Below are 18,869 nucleotides of genomic sequence, written 5' to 3'. Positions count from 1 at the left end.
CGATTTCGGGCTGCGCCTCGGTCAGCAGGTCGGCGCGCGTGAGATCGAAGCCGGGCCCGTTACGGCGGGACCTTCGCCCCTGTCAAAGGTATCGGTCCTTTTCCACTATTGGAGCCAAATCCCTTGACCTTCACGCGAAGACACAACACCTGTGAGGACAGCGATTGATCGAACGCGGGACAACATCGAGAGGACCCTCGACCGGGCTGTCATCGGGCGAAGCCGCCGCGCGGCTGGTGCGGGACGGGCTGAACATTCTGCCGCAACGGCCCCCGGTGCCCTTGTGGCGCCGGGTCGGTGCTCAACTACGCGACCCGCTGATCGTGGTGCTGCTGGTGGCGGCTGCGCTGACCCTCGCCACCGGCGACTGGACCGACATGACCGTGATCGTCCTGGTCATCGCGGTGAACACCACGGTCGGGGTGAGCCAGGAGATTCGCGCCGACCGCGCGATCAGTGCCCTATCCGGCCTGACCGCGCCGTCCGCACGAGTGCTCCGCGACGGGATTCAGTGCCAGATTCCGGCGGCCGAGGTCGTCGTCGGGGACGTGCTGGTGCTGGCCGAAGGCGACATCGTCCCGGCCGACGCGACCGTGACAGAGGCGGCGTCGATGCTGGTGGACGAGTCCGCCGTGACCGGCGAATCGCTACCGGTGGGCAAGACCCCCGTCCTACAGATCGCGGACTGGGAAAGCGTCCCCGATAACACCTCGGTGTCGGCGGGCACAGCGCTGGTCAAGGGCCGCGGTCGCGCCGTCGTCACCGCGACCGGGAAGGCGAGCACGACCGGGCAGATCGCGGCCATGCTCTCCGAGTGCCCGAGCATCACGCCGTTGCAGCGGCACCTGATCGGTATCGGCCGCCTGCTCGCGGGCGTCACCGTGGCGCTGTGCGCGATCGTCCTGGCCGACGGGCTCGTCCGGGGCCTGCCCGGGGAACTCATGGTCGTGACCGCGATCAGCCTGGTGGTCGCGGCGGTCCCCGAATCGCTTCCTGCCGTGGTCACGCTCGGACTCGCGCTGGGCGCCCGCCGGATGGCCTCACGCAGTGCCCTGATCCGCCGGCTGCCGGCCGTCGAGACGCTCGGGTCGGTCACCGCGCTCGCCACCGACAAGACCGGCACCCTCACCGAGGGCCGGATGGTCGTACGCCGGATCTGGACGCCTGCAGGCGAAGCTGCCGTCACCGGTTCCGGGTACGCGCCCGTCGGCGCGATCCGCCTCGGCGACGAGGAACTCCACGGGCCTGAGCCGTACGGGATGACTGCCCTGCTCACCGCCGCCGCGCTGTGCAACGACGCCCGGCTGGCCCCGCCCGCCACGGCCGACGGAGAGTGGGCCGCGCTGGGCGATCCGACCGAAGCCGCCCTCCTGGCCGCGGCGGCGAAACTCGATATCGACCGCGGCGCCCTGCAGGCGCGGTTCCCGCGTTGCGATGAACGTCCCTTCGACAGCGACCGCAAGCGGATGACCACCGTGCACCGGCTCCCCGACGGCGGCTTCCAGGTGGTGTGCAAGGGCGCTCCCGAAGCGATGCTGAACCCCGCGGTCCTGGCCGACGACCCGGACCTGCTCGCCTGGGCCGCCGACCACGCGGACCGCCTCGCCCAGGCCGCCTACCGCGTACTCGCGGTGGCCCAGACCGAACGACCGACGCCACCGGGCTCCGAAGAAAATCTGGAGAAGGGCCTGCGCCTCCTCGGGTTGATCGCGATCCTCGACCCGCCCCGTACGGCTGCGGCCGCCACCATCACCGCCTGCCGCCACGCTGGGATCCGCCCGATACTCATTACCGGCGACCACCCGGGCACCGCCCGCGCCATCGCCACCGAACTGGGCGTCATGCGCCCCGGAGACCTGGTCGTCGACTGCCGCGGCCTCCGGGAGGTAGATCTCACCAGCGCCACCGTGTTCGCCCGTGCCACTCCCGGCCAGAAGCTCAAGATCATCACCGCCCTGCGCGACCACGGCGAGGTGGTCGCGATGACCGGAGACGGCGTCAACGACGGACCGGCACTGCGCCGCTCCGACGTCGGCGTGGCCATGGGCCGACGGGGTACCGAAGTCGCCCGCCAAGCCGCCGACCTGGTCCTGGCCGACGACCATCTCGGCACCGTGGTCGCGGCCGTTGACGAAGGCCGCCGCGTGTACACCAACATCCGCCGTTTCCTCATCTATGCACTGTCCGGCGGGACCGCTGAGATCGCCGTCATGCTCCTCGGCCCCCTCTTCGGCCTCGCTCTGCCACTGCTGCCCGCCCAGATCCTGTGGATCAACCTGCTCACCCACGGCCTGCCGGGCGTCGCTCTCGGCGGCGAACCCGCCGAACCCGGCGCCATGGACCGGCCACCCCGACCTCCCGCCCAGAGCATCATGGGCGCCGGCCTGTGGCAGCGAGTCCTCCGGATCGCCGTCGTCCTCACCACCGTCACCCTCGGAGCGGCCGTCTGGGCACACCACACCGGCCGGCCGTGGCAGAGCATGGCGTTCCTCGCCCTCGGCGCCGCCCAGCTCGGAGTCGCTCTCGGCTCCCGATCCCGACCAGGATCATGGGCCAACCCGTTGTTCCTCGCCGCGGTCGCCTCCGCCCTCGCACTGCAGCTCGCCGGCCTGTACCTTCCGCCGCTGCGTGAACTCCTCGGCACCCAGCCACTCACCGCCGCCGACCTGGCGATCACGCTGGCTCTCTCCGTCCTCGGCTACGCCGCGGTACGCCTCGACCGCCTCGTTCACCCCGGACGGCCCTCACCACCAGCAGCCGGGACCCACGCCGTCACCGCGCAGGCGGGCGGACACGCGCCCACAGAGATCTGATCACCGGTGAGTTAGGTTCCACGCTCGGCCTTTTGCCACCGGTGTGCCTGGTGTCACCCAACGAGCCGACGGGATCAGGAACGGGAGAACCAAAGGTCCTCACGGGAATGGGACGAGGGCCCCTGTAGCGGCCCCCCGTCGACTTTCGACCATGGCAACAAGAGGCCATTTCGCCTAGTGACGAAGGCAGTCCTGGACGCCATGGCCGACCGGGTCCGTGGGTTAGCGCCGCGGGCACTTCGTATCCCAGCTGAGGTGAACATGATGCGTCTTGCCGTACGCGCGCTGCTGGGCAGCGCGGCCACGATCGCACTGAGCGCTCCAACCTACGGCGCTCTCGCCACTGCGGCCATCGCCGCTCCCACCGGTACCACCACTGCCGCCATGGCATCGGCCCGTCCGCCCGGCCCGCAGACTCGTGCCGACCTCGCGACGGCGATGCGCGGAGAGGCGTTCGCCAATGTCTCCTACCGCCTGTACGCCGAACAGGCCCGGCGGGAGGGACTGTCATCAGTGGCCGACCTGTTCGAACGTGCCGCCAACATCGAGCTGAACGAACACTTCACCAAGGCCGCCGACCTGAGCGGCACCGTCGGTGACAACGCGGCCAACCTGCGATCGGCCATCTCCGGGGAGGCCTATGAGGCCGTGACCATGTATCCCCGCTTCGCCCAGCAGGCCAGGAGCGCCGGCGACGACAACGCCGCCGACCGCTTCTCCGAGATCGCCCACGACGAGGCCAGTCACCGTGACGCGTTCCGCACCGCGCTCGGCGTCGTCCAGACCGGCCGCGGAACCGTTCCCACCGCACCGCAGGTGCATCCGGTCCAGGTCCCGGCCGGCACACCCAAGGTCGGCTCCGAACAGACCAAGACCAACCTCGACACCGCGATGCACGGCGAGGCGACCGCATACGCCAAGTACACCCTGTGGGGTAAGCACGCCAACAAGGAAGGCAACGCCGACGTCGGACGCCTGTTCACGAGGAACGCCGACGTGGAGCGCCAGGAACACTTCGCCGAAGAAGCAGACCTGGCCGGACTCGTCGGCACCACCCACCAGAACCTGACGAAGGCCATCGCCGGTGAACGCTACGAGTCGACCACGATGTATCCCAGGTTCGCCGAACGCGCCAAGGCCGCAGGCGACACCGAAGCCGCGCGCTTCTTCACCCACAACGCCAGCGACGAAGCCGGCCACGCCAACGACTTCCAGCAAGCCAAGGACGCGATGCGCTGACGGGGGCACCATGACCAGGCTCCCGAAGAGCGGAACGGGGGACGAGTGTCCGGCACTGATCACGAGAGCCGTGTTCCACGCACGCCGCGGGCGCACGCGCCAAGCCGGCGAACGTCGATGAGGGCGGCAGCCGCCGACTACGTGTGGGCACTCGTCCGCCTCTCGCTCGGCTGGATCTTTCTGTGGGCCTTCCTCGACAAGCTCTTCGGGCTCGGCCACGAGACCACAAGCAAGCAAGCGTGGATCAACGGCGGCCAGCCCACCTACGGGTTCTTGAAGCACGCCGCGAAGGGCCCGCTCAAGGGCTTCTACAACGGCATCGCCGGGACGGCGTGGGCCGACTGGCTGTTCATGCTCGCACTCGCCGGGCTGGGCATCGCGCTGATCCTCGGCATCGGCATGCGGATCGCCGCAGTCGCCGGGACCATCTTGTGCGTCATGATGTGGAGCACGGTGCTCCCGCCCGAGAACAACGTCTTCATGGACTACCGGCTCATCTTCGCGCTGGTGATCATCGGGTTGGCCCTGGTCGAGGCCGGCGACACCCTCGGGCTCGGACGGCCGTGGGGACATACGGCCCTGGTCCGCCACCTTCCGATCCTCAAGTGACCACGCACTTCTGTGGCGACGAGGTCGGGTCCTGGCCGAGACGGGACCTTCGGCACTGTCCGCCCGCGTTCCCAGGCGAAACAGTGGGCGCATGGCTACCGGATACGGCGAAAGGCAATTCCTCATGGCCGAGAACAGCACCGGGAGAACGGTCGTCGCAGGTGTGGACGGTTCGGTTCCGGCCCTGCAGGCGGCACGCTGGGCGGCCGACGAGGCCGTACGCCGGCAGGTACCGCTGCGGCTGATCCAGGTCGTCGACGTCTCGTCAGTCGCCGCCCAGTTCCCGGCGCCCCGTGACTTTTTCACGGAGATGGAGGCGGAAGGCCGGCGGCAACTGGCCAAGACCAAGACCGAGATCCGCCGAGATCACCCCGAACTGGACATCGATACCATCCTGCGGGTCGACAATGTCGTACGGGCGCTGATCGGCATTTCCCACGACGCCGACCTGATGGTCCTGGGCGCGAGAGGGTCGGGTGGTTTCCGCGGCCTCCTCACCGGTTCCACCGCCGTCGCCCTGGTCGCCCACGGTCACTGCCCCGTAGCAGTGATCCGCAGTACCGGCGCCGGCGGAACGCCACCGTCGCATGGACCGGTCGTGGTCGGCGTGGACGGCTCCCCGACCAGTGAGGCGGCGCTCGCGACGGCCTTTGAAGAGGCGGCGACGCGCGGCACCGACCTGGTGGTGCTGCACACGTGGGTCGAGTACCCCTCCGACATCGCGTACGCCTCCGCTCGCCAGTACTTCATCGACTGGGAGGACATCGAGACGAGGGAGCAGGAGGTGCTCGCGGAACGGCTGGCCGGATGGCAGGAGAAGTATCCCGACGTCACCGTGCGGCGCGTTGTCACCGGAGGACGGGCGGCGAAGCGACTGCTCGAACTGGCCGCCGACGCGCAACTGCTGGTGGTGGGAAGCCGGGGCCGCGGGGGATTCACCGGGATGCTGCTGGGCTCGACCAGCCAGGCGCTGATCCATCACACGCCGTGCCCCCTGCTCATCGTCCGGCCGGCCACTACGGAAGGTCAGGTGCCGTGAGCAAACCCGTTGTGGTCGGTGTGGACGGCTCCGCGGCGGCGCTGAACGCCGTGGACTGGGCCGCCGCCGAGGCCGGACGAAGACGGCTGCCGTTGCGGATCGTGCACGTCGCGGTCCGCTGGGAGTACAACGTCGAGGCGCCGGCCGAGTCCGAAATGGAGGCGCCACGGCCGGAGGCCGCAGGGCTACAGGTCCTGCGTATCGCCGAAGAACGGGCCCGGACCTTCGCATCCCTGCGGGTCGATTGCCGGCTCGGTATCGGACCCATCCCCCTCACATTGCTCCAGGAAGCCGAAGACGCCGCCCTGTTGGTGCTGGGGCCACACGGGACCGGAGGCTTCACCCGACTGTTGCTCGGCTCGGTGAGCCGCCAGGCGGCCGAACACGCCCCGTGCCCGGTCGTCATCGTGCCGCACGACACCGACAGTCGGCCACGGCGAGCCGAGATCGTCGTCGGTGTCGACGGCTCCGCGGGCTCCATCGACGCCCTGGGCTTCGCGTTGGAGGAGGCGTCCTTGCGCGCCGTGGGACTACGGGCGATTCATGCCTGGGCCCATCCCGCCTACCCACCGGAGATGCGCCCGATCCGCTACGACGACGCCGCGGTCGAACGGGAAGGCACCCGGCTGCTTTCGGAGTCCCTGGCGGGATGGAGAAGCAAGTATCCCGACATACCAGTACTCGAACAGGTCGTCGAAGGCGCGCCCGCCGATGTCCTGATCGAGGCCTCCGGTGCTGCGGAACTGCTGGTCGTGGGAGCCAGGGGCCGCGGCGGGTTCCCCGGCCTGCGGGTGGGTTCGGTCAGCCATGCCGTACTGCATCGCACGAGAGGGCCCTTGGTGGTCGTACGGCGAGCCGCGGACAGCAACCTTCACACCACGGGCGGGATGCGCGTGACTCACGAATCATGACGGACTCTGGCGAAACCCCCACACGCAAGGAGGAGATGAACGCCTCCGAGCACGGGGACCATCGCCTCTGGCCGTGTTCGGCTCTGCCGACCGAGTCTGTGGTCATGGCGTTCGCTGATCGAATCGATGCCGGGCGGCGTCTGGCTGACCGCCTGCGGCATCTGCGGAGCGAGAACGTGGTCGTGGTGGGCCTTCCGCGGGGAGGGGTGCCGGTCGCGGCCGAGGTGGCTCGGGCGCTCGGCGCACCGCTGGACGTGATCGTGGTCCGCAGACTGCGCCTGCCGTTCCAGCCGGAACTCGGGATGGGCGCGATAGGTCAGGACGGCGTACGGATCATCAACGAGGAGATCGTGCGCGTGGCGGCGGTGTCCGCCAATGAACTGGCCGCGGTCGAGGCACGCGAACGCGTCGAGCTGGAACGTCGCGCACGACGTTATCGCGGCGGCCGGGCTCGGTTGCCGCTGCGCGGGCGGACCGTGATCGTGGTGGACGACGGCGTCGCCACCGGCTCGACGGCCCGGGCGGCCTGCCAGGTCGTGCGCGCTCAAGGCGGGGCTCGTGTGGTGCTCGCGATACCTGTCGCATCGCCGCACCGCATCGCGATGCTGGAACAGGATGCCGATGAGCTGGTCTGCCTGCAGACACCCGCGACATTCGCCGCGATCGGGCAATGGTACGCCGACTTCGCTCCCGTCTCCGACGGGGCGGTGGCGGACTGCCTGCGGCAGACGACCGAGCGCGTCCCGTCCGCGCGCGCAACGGGCGTCGTCCTGCCGACACGCGAGGAGGAGGTCGAGGTGCGCGCCGGACGGATACGGCTGGCGGGCCGCCTGACCGTGCCCGAGGGTGCTTGCGGGTTCGTCGTGTTGGCCCTTGCCGGCGGCAGCAGCCGGCACAGCCCACGTAACCGCTTCATCGCCACGGTACTGAACCGATCCGGGCTCGGCACGGTGCTGTTGGACCTGCTCACCGTCCAGGAGGAGGTCGACCGGTCCAATGTGTTCGACATCGAGTTGCTGGCCCGCCGCCTGGCCGGCGCCACCGGCGTGATGCGTGAAAGGCCTGAGATGGGCGGGCTGCCCATCGGCTACCTCGGCACCGAAACCGGCGCCGCCGCCGCACTGTGGGCCGCCGCCGAACCGGACGCGGACGTCCCCGCCGTCGTATCCTGCGGCGGCCGGCCCGACCTGGCCATCCCACGCCTCACCGGCGTCACCGCACCTGTCCTGCTCATCGTCGGTGATCTCGACCAGGTCGTGCTCACCCTCAACCGCCAAGCCCAGGCCCGGCTGCGCGGCGAGAACCGGCTCGCGGTCGTCCCGGACGCCACACATCTATTCGAAGAGCCAGGGGCCCTCGAGGCGGCCGCCGGGTTCGCGCGGGAATGGTTCATCGACCATCTCGCGCCGATACCCCAACCGGCCAGGGAAACGTGACACTGTCCAGCCGCCGGTTCACCGCGGTGGGTTCGGACGGCCATAGCCACCACCGCCCGGCGTCTCGATGACGAAGACGTCCCCGGCAGCGACCGGCAGCGAGTCGCACCCGCGCATGCCGGTCACGGAGCCGTCACCATGTTCCACCCATTGCCGGCCGACTTCGCCGGGTCCGCCGTCGGCCATGCCGTATGGACGGATACGCCGGTGACTGCTGAGCGTGGTCACGGTCATGGGCCGCAGGAAACGGATCCGGCGCCTGCCGCCGTCTCCGCCTCGCCAGCGCCCGGCACCGCCGCTGCCATGGCGGATCTCGAAGCTCTCCAGACGCACGGGGTAGCGCCATTCCAGGACCTCGGGATCGGTGAGCCGGGAGTTGGTCATGTGCGTCTGCACGACGGAGGTGCCATCGAAGCCGTCGCCGGCTCCGGAGCCGCCGGCCACCGTCTCGTAGTACTGATGACGGTCGTCGCCGAACGTGACGTTGTTCATCGTTCCGCAGCCCTCGGCCATGACATCGAGCGCGGCGTACAGCGCACCGGTGACCGCCTGTGAGGTCTCCACGTTGCCCGCGGCCACGGCGGCCGGGTCTTCGGGGGAGAGCATCGTGCCGTGTGGGATCTTCACCTGGATCGGCGTGAGACAGCCGGCGTTCAGCGGGATGTCCTCGGCCACCAGGGTCCGGAAGACGTAGAGCACGGCGGCCATGGCGACCGAAGAAGGGGCGTTGAAGTTGTCCTCCAGTTGCCGTGAGGTGCCGGTAAAATCGATCTCCGCCATCCGGGCGGCGCGGTCCACGCGGACGGCGACTTTGATGATCGCACCGTTGTCGAGCTCATAGGTGTAGGAGCCATCCCGCAATACGGAGATCACCCGGCGCACGGCCTCTTCCGCATTCTCCCGCACGTGACGCATGTAGGCGTGGACGACGTCGAGGCCGAAGTACCCGACCATGGCGCACAGTTCCTGGACGCCCTTCTCGTTGGCGGCTATCTGAGCGCGCAAGTCGGCGATGTTGTCGAGCGGGTTGCGGGAGGGGTGAGCCGCGGAGCGCAGCAGGTCGATCGTCTCGGATTCCCGGAACCGGCCGCCCTCCCCCCGTGCGTCGGCCGCCGCGCCGTCCACGAGAAGCCAGTCGTCGATGAGAACGCCTTCCTGCTCAATCCGGATACTGAATGCCGGCATCGATCCGGGGGTGATCCCTCCGATCTCGGCGTGGTGACCGCGGGACGCGACGAAAAAGAGAATCTCTCCCGGTCCCGCGGCTGGTCCGCGTTCGTCGCCCGCTCGCTCGCCGAAGACCGGGGTGACGACGGTGATGTCAGGAAGATGGGTGCCGCCGTGGTACGGATCGTTGAGGACATACACGTCGCCGGGTCTCATCCGGCCCGCACGACGCTTGACGACCTCCTTGATGCTCTCGCCCATCGAGCCGAGGTGCACGGGGATGTGCGGCGCATTGGCGATGAGGTTGCCCGCGGGGTCGAACAACGCGCAGGAGAAGTCCAGGCGTTCTTTGATGTTGACCGAATGCGCCGTACTCCGCAGGCGCACGCCCATCTGCTCGGCGATGGACATGAACAGGTTGTTGAAGATCTCCAACATGACAGGATCGACGTCGGTCCCAACCGCCCGCCGCGCGGGACGGGCCTCGACCCGGGTGAGCGTCAAGTTGCCCAGATCGTCCACCACGGCCAGCCAGCCGACGTCCACGACGGTCGTCGCGTTGGCCTCCGCGATGATCGCCGGCCCCTTGATGGTGTCTCCCGGGCAAAGGTGCTCCCGGTGACAGAGATCGACCTCAGACCACGAACCCGCGACATACACCGGAACACGTGCGGACACCGTACGGCCGTGCCGCCCGCGCCATCTCGCCGCCGCGGCCGCCGCCCCGCGGGATTCGCCCATGACCTCGACCGACGCCGCCTCCACGACGATCGGCCGGTCCGGCATGAGGAAGGAGAAGCGCTGCCGATAGCGTTCCTCGAACTCGTGGACCATCGCGGGTACCGTGCCAGCCGGTACCACGAGGGCGGTGTCGGTGCCCGCGTACCGTAGGTGCACACGACGCACCGAGCGGATCCGATCGTCCGCCACTCCCTCGTTCTGAAGCTCGGCCGTGGCCTCCGCCTCAAGCTTTCCGAGGATCCCGGTCACTTCCGGCAGGACGTCCGCGTCCAGCGCCCGCTCGACCGCCGACTCGCGCATCGCCGTCACGTCGGCCAGCCCCATGCCGTAGGCCGAGAGCACACCGGCGAGCGGGTGGATGAGCACCTGCGTCATGCCGAGCGCGTCGGCGACCGCACAGGCGTGCTGGCCGCCCGCCCCGCCGAACGTCGCGAGCACGTATCGGGTGACGTCATAGCCGCGCTGAACGGAGACCTTCTTGATCGCGTTAGCCATATTCGCCACCGCGATCTCCAGGAAGCCGGCCGCCACCTGCTCGGGCGTACGACCGTCGCCGAGCCGCGTCGCCAACGCGGCGAAGCGCTCCCGCACGACCTCGGCGTCGAGCGGCTGATCCCCGGTCGATCCGAAGACGTGCGGAAAATGCTCCGGTTGGATCCTGCCGAGCATGACATTGGCATCGGTGACGGTCAGTGGACCACCCCGGCGGTACGACGCCGGTCCGGGATGGGCCCCGGCGGAATCGGGGCCGACCTGGTAGCGGCCGCCGTCGAAGCGGAGTACGGAACCGCCGCCCGCAGCGACCGTGTGGATGCTGAGCATCGGGGCCCGTATCCGGACCCCGGCCACCTCGGTCTCGTATCGGCGTTCGAACTCGCCCGCGTAGCGGGAGACGTCGGTGGAGGTCCCGCCCATGTCGAATCCGATGACGCGGCGGTGGCCCGCCGCCGCGGACGTGCGGGCCATTCCGACCACGCCGCCCGCCGGGCCCGACAGGATCGAATCCTTTCCACGAAAAGTACGCGCGTCGGTGAGCCCGCCGCTGGACTGCATGAACATCAACCGCACGCCGGGGAGTTCCTCCGACACCTGCTCGACGTAGCGGTCGAGGATCGGGGACAGGTAGGCGTCCACGACCGTGGTATCGCCGCGCGACACCAGCTTCATCAGCGGGCTGGTCCGGTGCGACTCCGACACCTGGGTGTAGCCGATCCCACGTGCGATCTCGCCGATGAGCGACTCGTGCCGGTGATACCGGTAACCGTGCATACAGACGACGGCGACTGAGCGGAAGCCCGCCTCGTACGCCTCCCGTAGGTCGCAGGTCACCGCGTCGTCATCGAGAGGCACGATCACCTCCCCGTGCGCGCCGACACGCTCACGCACCTCGATCACCCGGGAGTACAGCAGTTTCGGAAGCACGATCCGCCGATCGAACAGGCGCGGACGACTCTGGTACGCGATCCGCAGCGCGTCGCGGAAACCCTCACTGATCACCAGCACGGTCGGCTCACCCTTGCGCTCGAGCAACGCGTTCGTGGCCACCGTCGTGCCCAGGCGCACGGACTCGATCAGCCCGGCCCGAACGGGGACATGGGCCGGTGTGCCGAGCACATGCCTGATCCCGGCAACGGCCGGGTCCCGGTACCGATCCGGATCCTCCGAAAGCAGCTTGTGCGTGATGAGGACACCATCGGGCCGCCTGCCCACGACATCGGTGAACGTCCCACCACGATCGATCCAGAACTCCCAGCCCCGAACCATCTCAGCCCCCTCTGGCCCTCTGCCACGTTCGGTGACACCACACGGCACGAACACCACCTTCGACGACGCAGAGGCGGCCGGACAGGGCCGAAGGTCCACACCCCAGCGCCGGCCCGCTGTGCGTTCGCTCGTTCGCAGGGCCCTCGGAGGCGGGCGTGGGAGCGGTTGGCCGTCTTCTCGGATTCGGGCGCGCATCATCGGCGGCTGAGTTCGCCGACGTGATCGCCCGAGTGACACGGCACCTGGGTGCGATGAGTCGGGTCACAGAGGCTGTCGGTAGCCGAAGAACTCGTGGTCCTGGTTGTAGCCGCCATAGCCGCTACCGATGTCGGAGAAGTCGGCGACGAACTCGACCGCCTTGATCCACTTGACCTGTTTGAAGCCGAGTTCGAGCTCGTTGCGCAGCCGCAGGGGCGCGCCGTGGCCGAACGACAGTGGCCGATCGTTCATATCGTAGGCGAGCATCGTAAGCCGACCACGCATGTGTTCGACGGGGTGGGCGTCGTAGTAGGTGCCGCCGTCGGCGCCTTCGCCCAGGGAGTAGAACACCACCCATTTCGCGCGGGGATCGGGTTCGACCAGGTCGCAGATGGTCGCCATGGACACGCCGGTCCATTTGGCGACGCCGGACCATCCCTGGATGCAAAAGTGCTGCGTTATCTGGGTGTGGACGGGCAGTGCGCGTAGTTCCTCCAGGGACAGCCCGACAGGGTGGGCGACCAGGCCGCCGACTCGCAGCCGGTAGTCGGCGAATCCGCTCGCCTGCAGGGTCTTGTACTCGGTGAAGTCAGGGTAGCGGCCGTTGTGCCAGAAATAGGGCGAGATGTCTTTTTCGTTGTATTCGCCGGGACGCAGATCCACGTGTTCGAACCAGCGCAGGAAGCCGCCGATGAGCATGCGCCCGGCGCGCTGAATGACGCGTGGATGGCGCAGCGTGAACGGTGTCGCAGCGGCCCATCCGACGATGACCACCCCCATCCAGCCGATGAAGATCCAAAATCCGAGCCAGCTGTTGTCGTCACGGCCGGAGCCGATGTGATTGAGGTTGGTCAGCAGACCGGTCGAGAAGACCAGGCTCACATGAATGACGATGAACAGGAGGAACCAGCAGAAGACCAGGAAGTGCAGCGACCGTGCGGTCTGGATGCTCGCCACCCGGCTGATCCGCCGGAACCGGGTCGACAGCGCCGGCGACATGCCCAGCCCCGTGACCAACGCCAGGGGCGCGGCGATGAACACCGTGACGAAGTAGGCCAATAGCTGCAATCCGTTGTAGGCCACCCAGCCATGCTCTTTCGGCCAGTCCAGTGACAGGTACTGGACGGCCACCGACGCCGCGTTCGGGAACACCGTCCAACTGGTGGGGACAAGGCGCTTCCACTGGGGGGTGGCGAACAGCAGCACGTAAAATACCAGCCCGTTGAGCAGCCACAGCAGGTTGACGCCGAGGTGCCACCAGCGGGCCAGGCCGATCGAGTGCCGGATCCCTGGGAGCCCGACGTGGCGGGGCAGGCCGATCGAGTCCTGCTTGGCGGTCCACAGCGGTTCGGCGGGAACCGGTTTTTGGAAGCGGAACCATTCGCGTCCGGGGGTGCAGTGCCGACTCCAGTACAGCCTGGGGTGATCGCTCAAAATCTGCAGACCCGACCGCAGGATGAACACCATCAAGAACAGGTTGAAAAAGTGCGACCATCGCGCCCATGCCGGAATACCCAGATAATCGCCGCGATCCGCCCTCACGTCGGTGCCCGGATAGGCGCCGATGAACCGCTCCACCGACGGCATGTTCCGTAGCCCTTTGGCGGCGGCGACACACGCGAGCAGGATCGCGAACCCCAGCGGAAGCAGCCACAGCAGGTTGAACCATCGGCGGCCGAGGCGTACCCGTGGAGTCACCCCGCCCGCGGTCGGCACCGACCCCGCCCACGTCGCCGGCTCGACGACCTCCTCTCCGCGTGTCAGCCCGCTCCGGAACCAGTCCGGGCCCCGGTCGGAAGCCCCCGGCGCGGCCGATCGGTCATCGTGACCTCTCCGATGCTCATCACCGGCCATGTTCAGCCCCCAGCCGCCGACGGCGCGGGCCGGCCAAGGACGAATTCCCGGGACGCGCTAGGTGATGATCCCCCACGCGGAACGCCGAGCACGCCAGGTTGATCGCCGGATCACTACCGCGATAAACATCGGACATTCTGCAATACTCGCCTTTTCGGGCTAGTGACGAGTTTCGCGGCTGAGTGCCGTGATCCGGACGGCGACCTTGGATACGGCCCGGACGACCGGCGGGCTCAGGCCGGGTCCGAAGCCGAAGTCGGTGCCCTCGATGAGGTAGATCCGCATCGTGGCGGGCATCCGGCCGAGGGCCTCCCCCAGCCGTGTCGCGACGCCGAGGCCCAGAGCGTGGCTGCTCGTGTCCGACACGGCACCGCCCACGGCGTCGAGTTCGCGGACACGGCCGGGCTCGTCGGTGGACGGAACGGCGTCGACCACGACGGCGAGGTCCGCCCCGGCCCACAGATCGAGGAGGCGGCTCGGCTCTCCGTCGGAGACCGCAAGGGTCGCCCCCTCCACCGGCCGGCTCCGCAGCTCGTCGACGACGGCCGGACCGGCGCCGTCGTCGCGGCGGAGTTCGTTGCCGACTCCGATGACGATCACGAGCGCTCCACGGTCAGGTCGAGGAAGTGCGTCGCGCACGAGATGCAGGGGTCGTAGTTGCGGATCGCCCGTTCGCACACCGCGGTCAGCGCATCGTCGTCCAGTTCGAGGCGCGCCTGGACCACGGCGCGCATGTCGTCTTCGATCGCCGCCTGGTTCTGCGAGGTCGGCGGGACGATGCGCGCCGAGCCGATCACGCCGGCGGGGTCGAGTTCGTAGCGGTGGAACAGCACGCCTCGCGGAGCCTCCGTCGCCCCGTGCCCGATGCCCGCGCGCGGTGGTACGGCGACGAACGGTCCGGGCGGCGGCCGGTACGCCTCGATGAGCCGTAGCGCCTCCTCGACCGCGTAGACGACCTCGACGGCGCGTACGACGATGCTCTGGAACGGATTGCGGCACACCTGTCCGAGGCCCGCCGTGCGTGCGGCGTCACGGGCGAGCGGCGACAGCCGGTCCCGGTTGAGCGCGTAACGCGCCAGCGGGCCGGTCAGGTAACGCCCGCCTCCGGCGAGGCGGGCGTGCAGGGCCGTCGAGTGATGTCGCCGTAGGAGTCACGGTGCTCCAAGGCGTACATCTGTCCAGGCCCGGCCTCGTGCAGGGCGTGGCTGACCGCGCCCACGTCGCGGATGGTCTGTTCGAGGAGGGACCCGGCGCGGCTCACCGAGATCGGCGCCTCCCCGACGCCGAAGGCGTACAGCATGGTGAACTGCCCGGGCCGGACCGGCGCGATCGCCGCGCCGCACGGTTCGAGGGTGAGAGTCGCCACATCGTGGGTCTCCACCCGCCGGGACATCACCCGGTACGGCGTCGGCGCCATCGCGGTCACCAGGCACCTCCGGCCGGCGCGCCGTACAGGTCGAGGAGACGCATGCGGGTGTTCTGCAGCCGGTCGAGCATGACCGCGGCGAACCGGCGGGTCAGCTCGTACCCGAGCGCGGGATCGGCGGCGCACCGGATTCGTACCGCCGCGGCGTCGAACGCGATGGCGTTGACCGGCTCCGCCGCGACGGCCCCGAACCTCCATTCGTAGGGCGGGAACAGCCACGACCAGCCCAGCACCGACCCGGGTCCGAGCGACTCGATGATCAAGTCGCCGCGGGCGGGCGCATGGAGATCGAGCACGACGCGACCGGACCGGATCAGCCAGAACCGGTCCGCCGGACCGCCCTCGTCGAAGAGACGGTGACCGGCACGTAGGCCCTCGGTGCGGGCCACGGCCGCCAGCCCGTCCAGGTAGTGGGCCGGCATGCCCCGGAAGAATCCGTTGGCGGCGAGAAGAGATCCGGACGGACGCTCAGTCACGTCGTTCCTCCCGCTCCTCCCCCAGCGCGGCGACCTCCCCGGTCACATTGGTGCCCACAGCGCACCACATCATGCAGCGGCCACGTCACCACCCAGCCGAAGGAGCGTTCGACATGCTCCACCGCGCATAGCGGGCCATGCCGATCGGCGAGTCCGTCCGAGATCCACGACATGGCCATCCCACTGCCCAGCCTGACCGGCGTGGCGATGTCCTGAACGGGGCGAAGGTCCTGTGGCCCAAGGCCGTTCGACACTCACGATCGGGCCACGGCAGAAGCGAGTGTTACGGATGGGGAGGTCATCGATGCAGGTCATCGTCCCAGGACCCGGGTACGTGGCCGTCGGCCATGACGGCTCGCCGAACGCCACGGTCGCACTGCGACGAGCGGCGGCGGAGGCGCGCCGCCGACATGCGCGGCTCGACGCCATCCGCGTGACTCCGCGGCCGGGCGGGCTCCGGCGGACTCCGGTGGCCTGGCTAGGGCTGCGCAAGGAGGTCGCGCGGCTCCTTCCACGCCTCCAGCACATCTCCACCCGGTTGCGGATCGCCCGCGGTGACACGAGCACGGAACTGTGCCGCATCGCGAAACACGCCGAACTTCTCGTCATCGGGGCGCGGGTGAACTCTCGGCACGGTAAGCCGCTCGGCGGCGCGACCGTGCCCGAGATTTTGGCCGGCGCCGCGTGCGATGTCATCGTCTGCGAGAACGAGACCGCCGATGAAGCCGAGTGACCGGCCCTCCGCCTCGGCCGCCGTCGTCGTCGCGGGCACCGACGGGTCAGACTGCGGCATGTCCGCGGTCGAGTGGGCGGCCGACGAGGCGGCGCGCCGCGACCACACCCTCTACCTCATCCACACCATTCCCTGGCTGTACGGGACACCGATCGACCCGGAGTCCGGAGTGGTACCCGACGAGGTGATCGCACGGGGCCGGTCGGTGCTCGAGACAGCTGCCTCCGCCGCCCGCGAGCGGGCCCCCGGCCTGCACGTCGTGAGCGAGCTCAAGACCGGCTCGCCCGCCCGGGTCCTGCTGGAGCGGGCGCGTACCGCCGCCCTGGTCGTCGTCGGCTCGCACGGGACCGGCCTGGCCGCCCGGCTGGCGATCGGCTCCACGGCTCTGCAGGTCGTCGCGCACGCGCCTGTGCCGGCCGTGGTCGTTCGTGAGGCGCAGCACGTTCCGTGGCACGAGGTCACCGTAGGGATCGACGGGGGGCAGACGGAAAGGCAGGCCGTCCGCTTCGCGTTCGAGGAGGCGGCCGCACGAAAGGCACGGCTCCGCGCGCTCCATGCCTGGCCGCATCCCGGCTCGGAGGGACCGGGCGACATGCAGCCGCTGGTCTACGACCCGGCCCTCATCAGCGACGAGAAGAGCCGTGCGCTCGGCGAGTTCCTGATGCCCTGGCGGGCCGAGTTCCCGGATGTGGAGGTGTGCTGGGAAGCGGTGCACGGCCGCGCCGTACGGATTCTGGCGGGCGCCTCAGCGCGCTGCGACCTTCTCGTGGTCGGCTCGCGTGGGCGCGGGGGCTTTCCGGGTCTGCAGCTCGGCTCGGTGAGCCACGCGGTCCTGTACTCCACGCACTGTCCCGTGGCCGTGGTGCGGTCCTTATCCCCGCAGGAGGAATCGTGAACATCGCCCACGAGGTATCTGAACAGGACACCGCGCACTTTCTCGTCGACGCCGCCGCGTGGGCGCCGTCGGTGCACAACACCCAGCCCTGGTGGTTCGGCACGCGAGGCTCCACGGTGACCCTGCACGCCGACCCCGACCGCCGGCTGAACGTGGCCGACCCCGACGGCCGGGAGATGCTGATCAGCTGCGGCGCGGCGCTCTGTACGCTCCGCCTCGCCGCCCGCCGCCTCGGCCTCACCCCGCGGATACGGATGGCCTCCGACCCGGAACGCCCCGGCCTGATCGCCGACGTCACGCTGGAACCGGCTCAGCCCCCCAGCGAGGATGAGAACCGGATGTATGACCAGATCCGGCGCCGCCGCACCCACCGCGGCGGCTTCCGTCCCGAAGGCCTGCCGGCCGGGCTGTTGCAGGCGCTGCGTACCTGTGCCCTCGACGAGAACGCCGCCCTCCGCGTCGTCGCGGACCCGAGGGCGCGCATCGCGCTCGGTGCCCTCACCGAGGTCGCCGAGCAGATGCTGCGCCAGAAGCCGGACTACTGCCTCGAGATGGCCCGCTGGGCGCCGCGTCCCGGCAGCGGCCGGCGGGACGGCGTACACGAGGACGCCTACCCGCGCGACCCCGAACGCACCGATCCCCACTTCGCGCAGCGCGACTTCGCCCGCGGCCACGGCTGGGGCCTCACCAGCGACGAACGCCACGGCGCACCGGGCGTGGTCGCCCTGCTGACCACGAAGACCGACGAGCGCGCCGCGTGGCTCCAGGCCGGACAGGCGCTGCAACGCGTACTGCTGCACGCCGCCGGGAGCGACGTCTCCGCCGCCTTCCACACCCAGGCGCTGGAGATCCCGGAGCTACGCGACTTCCTCCGCACGCACTTCTGCGACGGCGGACATCCACAGATGATCATGCGTCTGGGAGTCACCGAGCGGGAAAGCCAGAGCGTTCGTCGGCCTCCGGAGGAGATCATCCGGCCCGAGCCGTGAGATCGGCGCATCATGGCGGGCGCGAACGTCGTCGTGGACCAGAACGACGTTCGCGCCCCGTTTGGGAGAAGATCAGCGCTCGACGGGTACTCGCCGAGTGGTCTCCTTCTGCTCCTCGAGCGGCACGGTGATGGTCACGATGCCCTTGTCGTAGGTGGCCTTGATCTCGTCTTCCTTGATGTTCTCCGGCAGCCGGATGTGCCGCTCGTAGGAGCCGTACCGGAACTCGGAATGGCGGCGTCCTTCCCGCGACTCCTGGCGTTCGGCGCGGACCGTCAACACGCCGCGCGACACACTGATCTCCAGATCCTTCTCCGGGTCGATGCCGGGCATCTCGGCTCGGACGACGTACCGATCGTCCTCCACCGCGTCCTCCACCCGGATGACCTGACCGGTCTGACCGGTGAACGGCCGCAGGGCCGTGAGCGGCATTTCGAACAGGTCGAACAGGTCAGGGAACATACCTCTGGCCTCTCTGCGGGCCGGCACACTCATCGGCTTCCTCCTCACTTCGCCTGCCACCTCCCATTCCGCCCGATGACCGGCGCGCGGTGTAGAGGCGGTCTTCCCGCTGCTGAG

General features: G+C 69.3%; 16 protein-coding genes. 9 read left to right on the top strand and 7 right to left on the bottom strand.

Translation table 11 applies throughout. The features are described 5' to 3' along the window. Positions 1 to 164: 164 nt before the first annotated feature. From OG417_RS25345 to OG417_RS25320, 6 genes are all read left to right on the top strand, one after another. Positions 165 to 2,813, top strand: coding sequence for a cation-translocating P-type ATPase (locus OG417_RS25345; RefSeq protein ID WP_329260937.1), 2,649 nt, complete (start codon positions 165 to 167; stop codon positions 2,811 to 2,813). Positions 2,814 to 3,074: 261 nt separating this feature from the next. Next, positions 3,075 to 4,052 carry a rubrerythrin family protein gene (locus OG417_RS25340; protein ID WP_329260935.1) on the top strand — a complete coding sequence of 326 codons (978 nt, stop codon included), beginning with the start codon at positions 3,075 to 3,077 and terminating at the stop codon, positions 4,050 to 4,052. Positions 4,053 to 4,169: 117 nt separating this feature from the next. Beyond that, positions 4,170 to 4,661, top strand: coding sequence for a DoxX family membrane protein (locus OG417_RS25335; RefSeq protein WP_329260933.1), 492 nt, complete (start codon positions 4,170 to 4,172; stop codon positions 4,659 to 4,661). A gap of 91 nt (positions 4,662 to 4,752) precedes the next feature. After that, positions 4,753 to 5,700 carry a universal stress protein gene (locus OG417_RS25330; RefSeq protein WP_329260930.1) on the top strand — a complete coding sequence of 316 codons (948 nt, stop codon included), beginning with the start codon at positions 4,753 to 4,755 and terminating at the stop codon, positions 5,698 to 5,700. Then, positions 5,697 to 6,611 (top strand): universal stress protein, encoded by a 915-nt coding sequence (locus OG417_RS25325; RefSeq protein WP_329260927.1) that lies wholly within the window; start codon positions 5,697 to 5,699, stop codon positions 6,609 to 6,611. The genes OG417_RS25330 and OG417_RS25325 overlap by 4 nt, the downstream gene beginning before the upstream one ends. A gap of 104 nt (positions 6,612 to 6,715) precedes the next feature. After that, positions 6,716 to 8,047: a phosphoribosyltransferase family protein gene (locus tag OG417_RS25320; RefSeq protein WP_329260925.1), complete on the top strand. Its 1,332-nt coding sequence runs from the start codon at positions 6,716 to 6,718 to the stop codon at positions 8,045 to 8,047. Positions 8,048 to 8,065: 18 nt separating this feature from the next. Here OG417_RS25320 and OG417_RS25315 read toward each other — a convergent pair whose 3' ends face one another. From OG417_RS25315 to OG417_RS25290, 6 genes are all read right to left on the bottom strand, one after another. Further along, complete coding sequence (locus OG417_RS25315) at positions 8,066 to 11,719, bottom strand: hydantoinase B/oxoprolinase family protein (RefSeq protein ID WP_329260921.1); 3,654 nt, start codon at positions 11,717 to 11,719, stop codon at positions 8,066 to 8,068. A gap of 261 nt (positions 11,720 to 11,980) precedes the next feature. Then, on the bottom strand, positions 11,981 to 13,771 hold the full coding sequence (locus OG417_RS25310) for a molybdopterin-dependent oxidoreductase (RefSeq protein WP_329260920.1): 1,791 nt from the start codon (positions 13,769 to 13,771) through the stop codon (positions 11,981 to 11,983). A 159-nt stretch (positions 13,772 to 13,930) separates the two neighbouring features. Then, on the bottom strand, positions 13,931 to 14,371 hold the full coding sequence (locus tag OG417_RS25305) for a hydrogenase maturation protease (RefSeq protein WP_329260918.1): 441 nt from the start codon (positions 14,369 to 14,371) through the stop codon (positions 13,931 to 13,933). Further along, positions 14,368 to 14,772 carry a nickel-dependent hydrogenase large subunit gene (locus tag OG417_RS25300; RefSeq protein ID WP_329260916.1) on the bottom strand — a complete coding sequence of 135 codons (405 nt, stop codon included), beginning with the start codon at positions 14,770 to 14,772 and terminating at the stop codon, positions 14,368 to 14,370. Before OG417_RS25300 ends, OG417_RS25305 begins: the two co-directional genes overlap by 4 nt. A gap of 86 nt (positions 14,773 to 14,858) precedes the next feature. Further along, the gene (locus OG417_RS25295; protein ID WP_329260913.1) at positions 14,859 to 15,197 is read right to left on the bottom strand and encodes a hypothetical protein; all 339 of its coding nucleotides are present in this window, start codon (positions 15,195 to 15,197) and stop codon (positions 14,859 to 14,861) included. Continuing rightward, positions 15,194 to 15,673 carry a cyclic nucleotide-binding domain-containing protein gene (locus OG417_RS25290; protein WP_329260910.1) on the bottom strand — a complete coding sequence of 160 codons (480 nt, stop codon included), beginning with the start codon at positions 15,671 to 15,673 and terminating at the stop codon, positions 15,194 to 15,196. The genes OG417_RS25295 and OG417_RS25290 overlap by 4 nt, the downstream gene beginning before the upstream one ends. A gap of 304 nt (positions 15,674 to 15,977) precedes the next feature. Here OG417_RS25290 and OG417_RS25285 point away from each other — a divergent pair, with 304 nt between their 5' ends. From OG417_RS25285 to OG417_RS25275, 3 genes are read left to right on the top strand one after another with little or no spacing between them, the layout of a single operon-like run. Next, positions 15,978 to 16,406, top strand: a complete 429-nt coding sequence (locus OG417_RS25285; RefSeq protein ID WP_329260907.1) for a universal stress protein — start codon at positions 15,978 to 15,980, stop codon at positions 16,404 to 16,406. Continuing rightward, a complete protein-coding gene (locus tag OG417_RS25280; RefSeq protein WP_329260905.1) occupies positions 16,393 to 17,301 on the top strand; it encodes a universal stress protein in 909 nt (302 codons plus the stop codon). The genes OG417_RS25285 and OG417_RS25280 overlap by 14 nt, the downstream gene beginning before the upstream one ends. Further along, positions 17,298 to 18,290, top strand: coding sequence for an Acg family FMN-binding oxidoreductase (locus OG417_RS25275; RefSeq protein WP_329260903.1), 993 nt, complete (start codon positions 17,298 to 17,300; stop codon positions 18,288 to 18,290). Before OG417_RS25280 ends, OG417_RS25275 begins: the two co-directional genes overlap by 4 nt. A 72-nt stretch (positions 18,291 to 18,362) precedes the next feature. Here the strand turns inward: OG417_RS25275 and OG417_RS25270 are convergent, their stop codons facing one another. Further along, a complete protein-coding gene (locus OG417_RS25270) occupies positions 18,363 to 18,752 on the bottom strand; it encodes an Hsp20/alpha crystallin family protein (protein ID WP_329260901.1) in 390 nt (129 codons plus the stop codon). Positions 18,753 to 18,869: the final 117 nt, after the last annotated feature.

It is taken from the genome of Actinoallomurus sp. NBC_01490, from assembly GCF_036227085.1.
Classification (GTDB): domain Bacteria; phylum Actinomycetota; class Actinomycetes; order Streptosporangiales; family Streptosporangiaceae; genus Actinoallomurus; species Actinoallomurus oryzae.
This window is presented reverse-complemented; position numbering and strand designations above follow the sequence as displayed.

Excerpts from the sequence above, each read along its gene's own strand:
- OG417_RS25340 (WP_329260935.1), top strand. The coding sequence starts at position 3,075 with ATGATGCGTCTTGCCGTACGCGCGCTGCTGGGCAGCGCGGCCACGATC.
- OG417_RS25335 (WP_329260933.1), top strand. The coding sequence starts at position 4,170 with ATGAGGGCGGCAGCCGCCGACTACGTGTGGGCACTCGTCCGCCTCTCG.
- OG417_RS25330 (WP_329260930.1), top strand. The coding sequence starts at position 4,753 with ATGGCTACCGGATACGGCGAAAGGCAATTCCTCATGGCCGAGAACAGC.
- OG417_RS25320 (WP_329260925.1), top strand. The coding sequence starts at position 6,716 with ATGGCGTTCGCTGATCGAATCGATGCCGGGCGGCGTCTGGCTGACCGC.
- OG417_RS25315 (WP_329260921.1), bottom strand. The coding sequence starts at position 11,719 with ATGGTTCGGGGCTGGGAGTTCTGGATCGATCGTGGTGGGACGTTCACC.
- OG417_RS25310 (WP_329260920.1), bottom strand. The coding sequence starts at position 13,771 with ATGGCCGGTGATGAGCATCGGAGAGGTCACGATGACCGATCGGCCGCG.
- OG417_RS25285 (WP_329260907.1), top strand. The coding sequence starts at position 15,978 with ATGCAGGTCATCGTCCCAGGACCCGGGTACGTGGCCGTCGGCCATGAC.
- OG417_RS25280 (WP_329260905.1), top strand. The coding sequence starts at position 16,393 with ATGAAGCCGAGTGACCGGCCCTCCGCCTCGGCCGCCGTCGTCGTCGCG.
- OG417_RS25270 (WP_329260901.1), bottom strand. The coding sequence starts at position 18,752 with ATGTTCCCTGACCTGTTCGACCTGTTCGAAATGCCGCTCACGGCCCTG.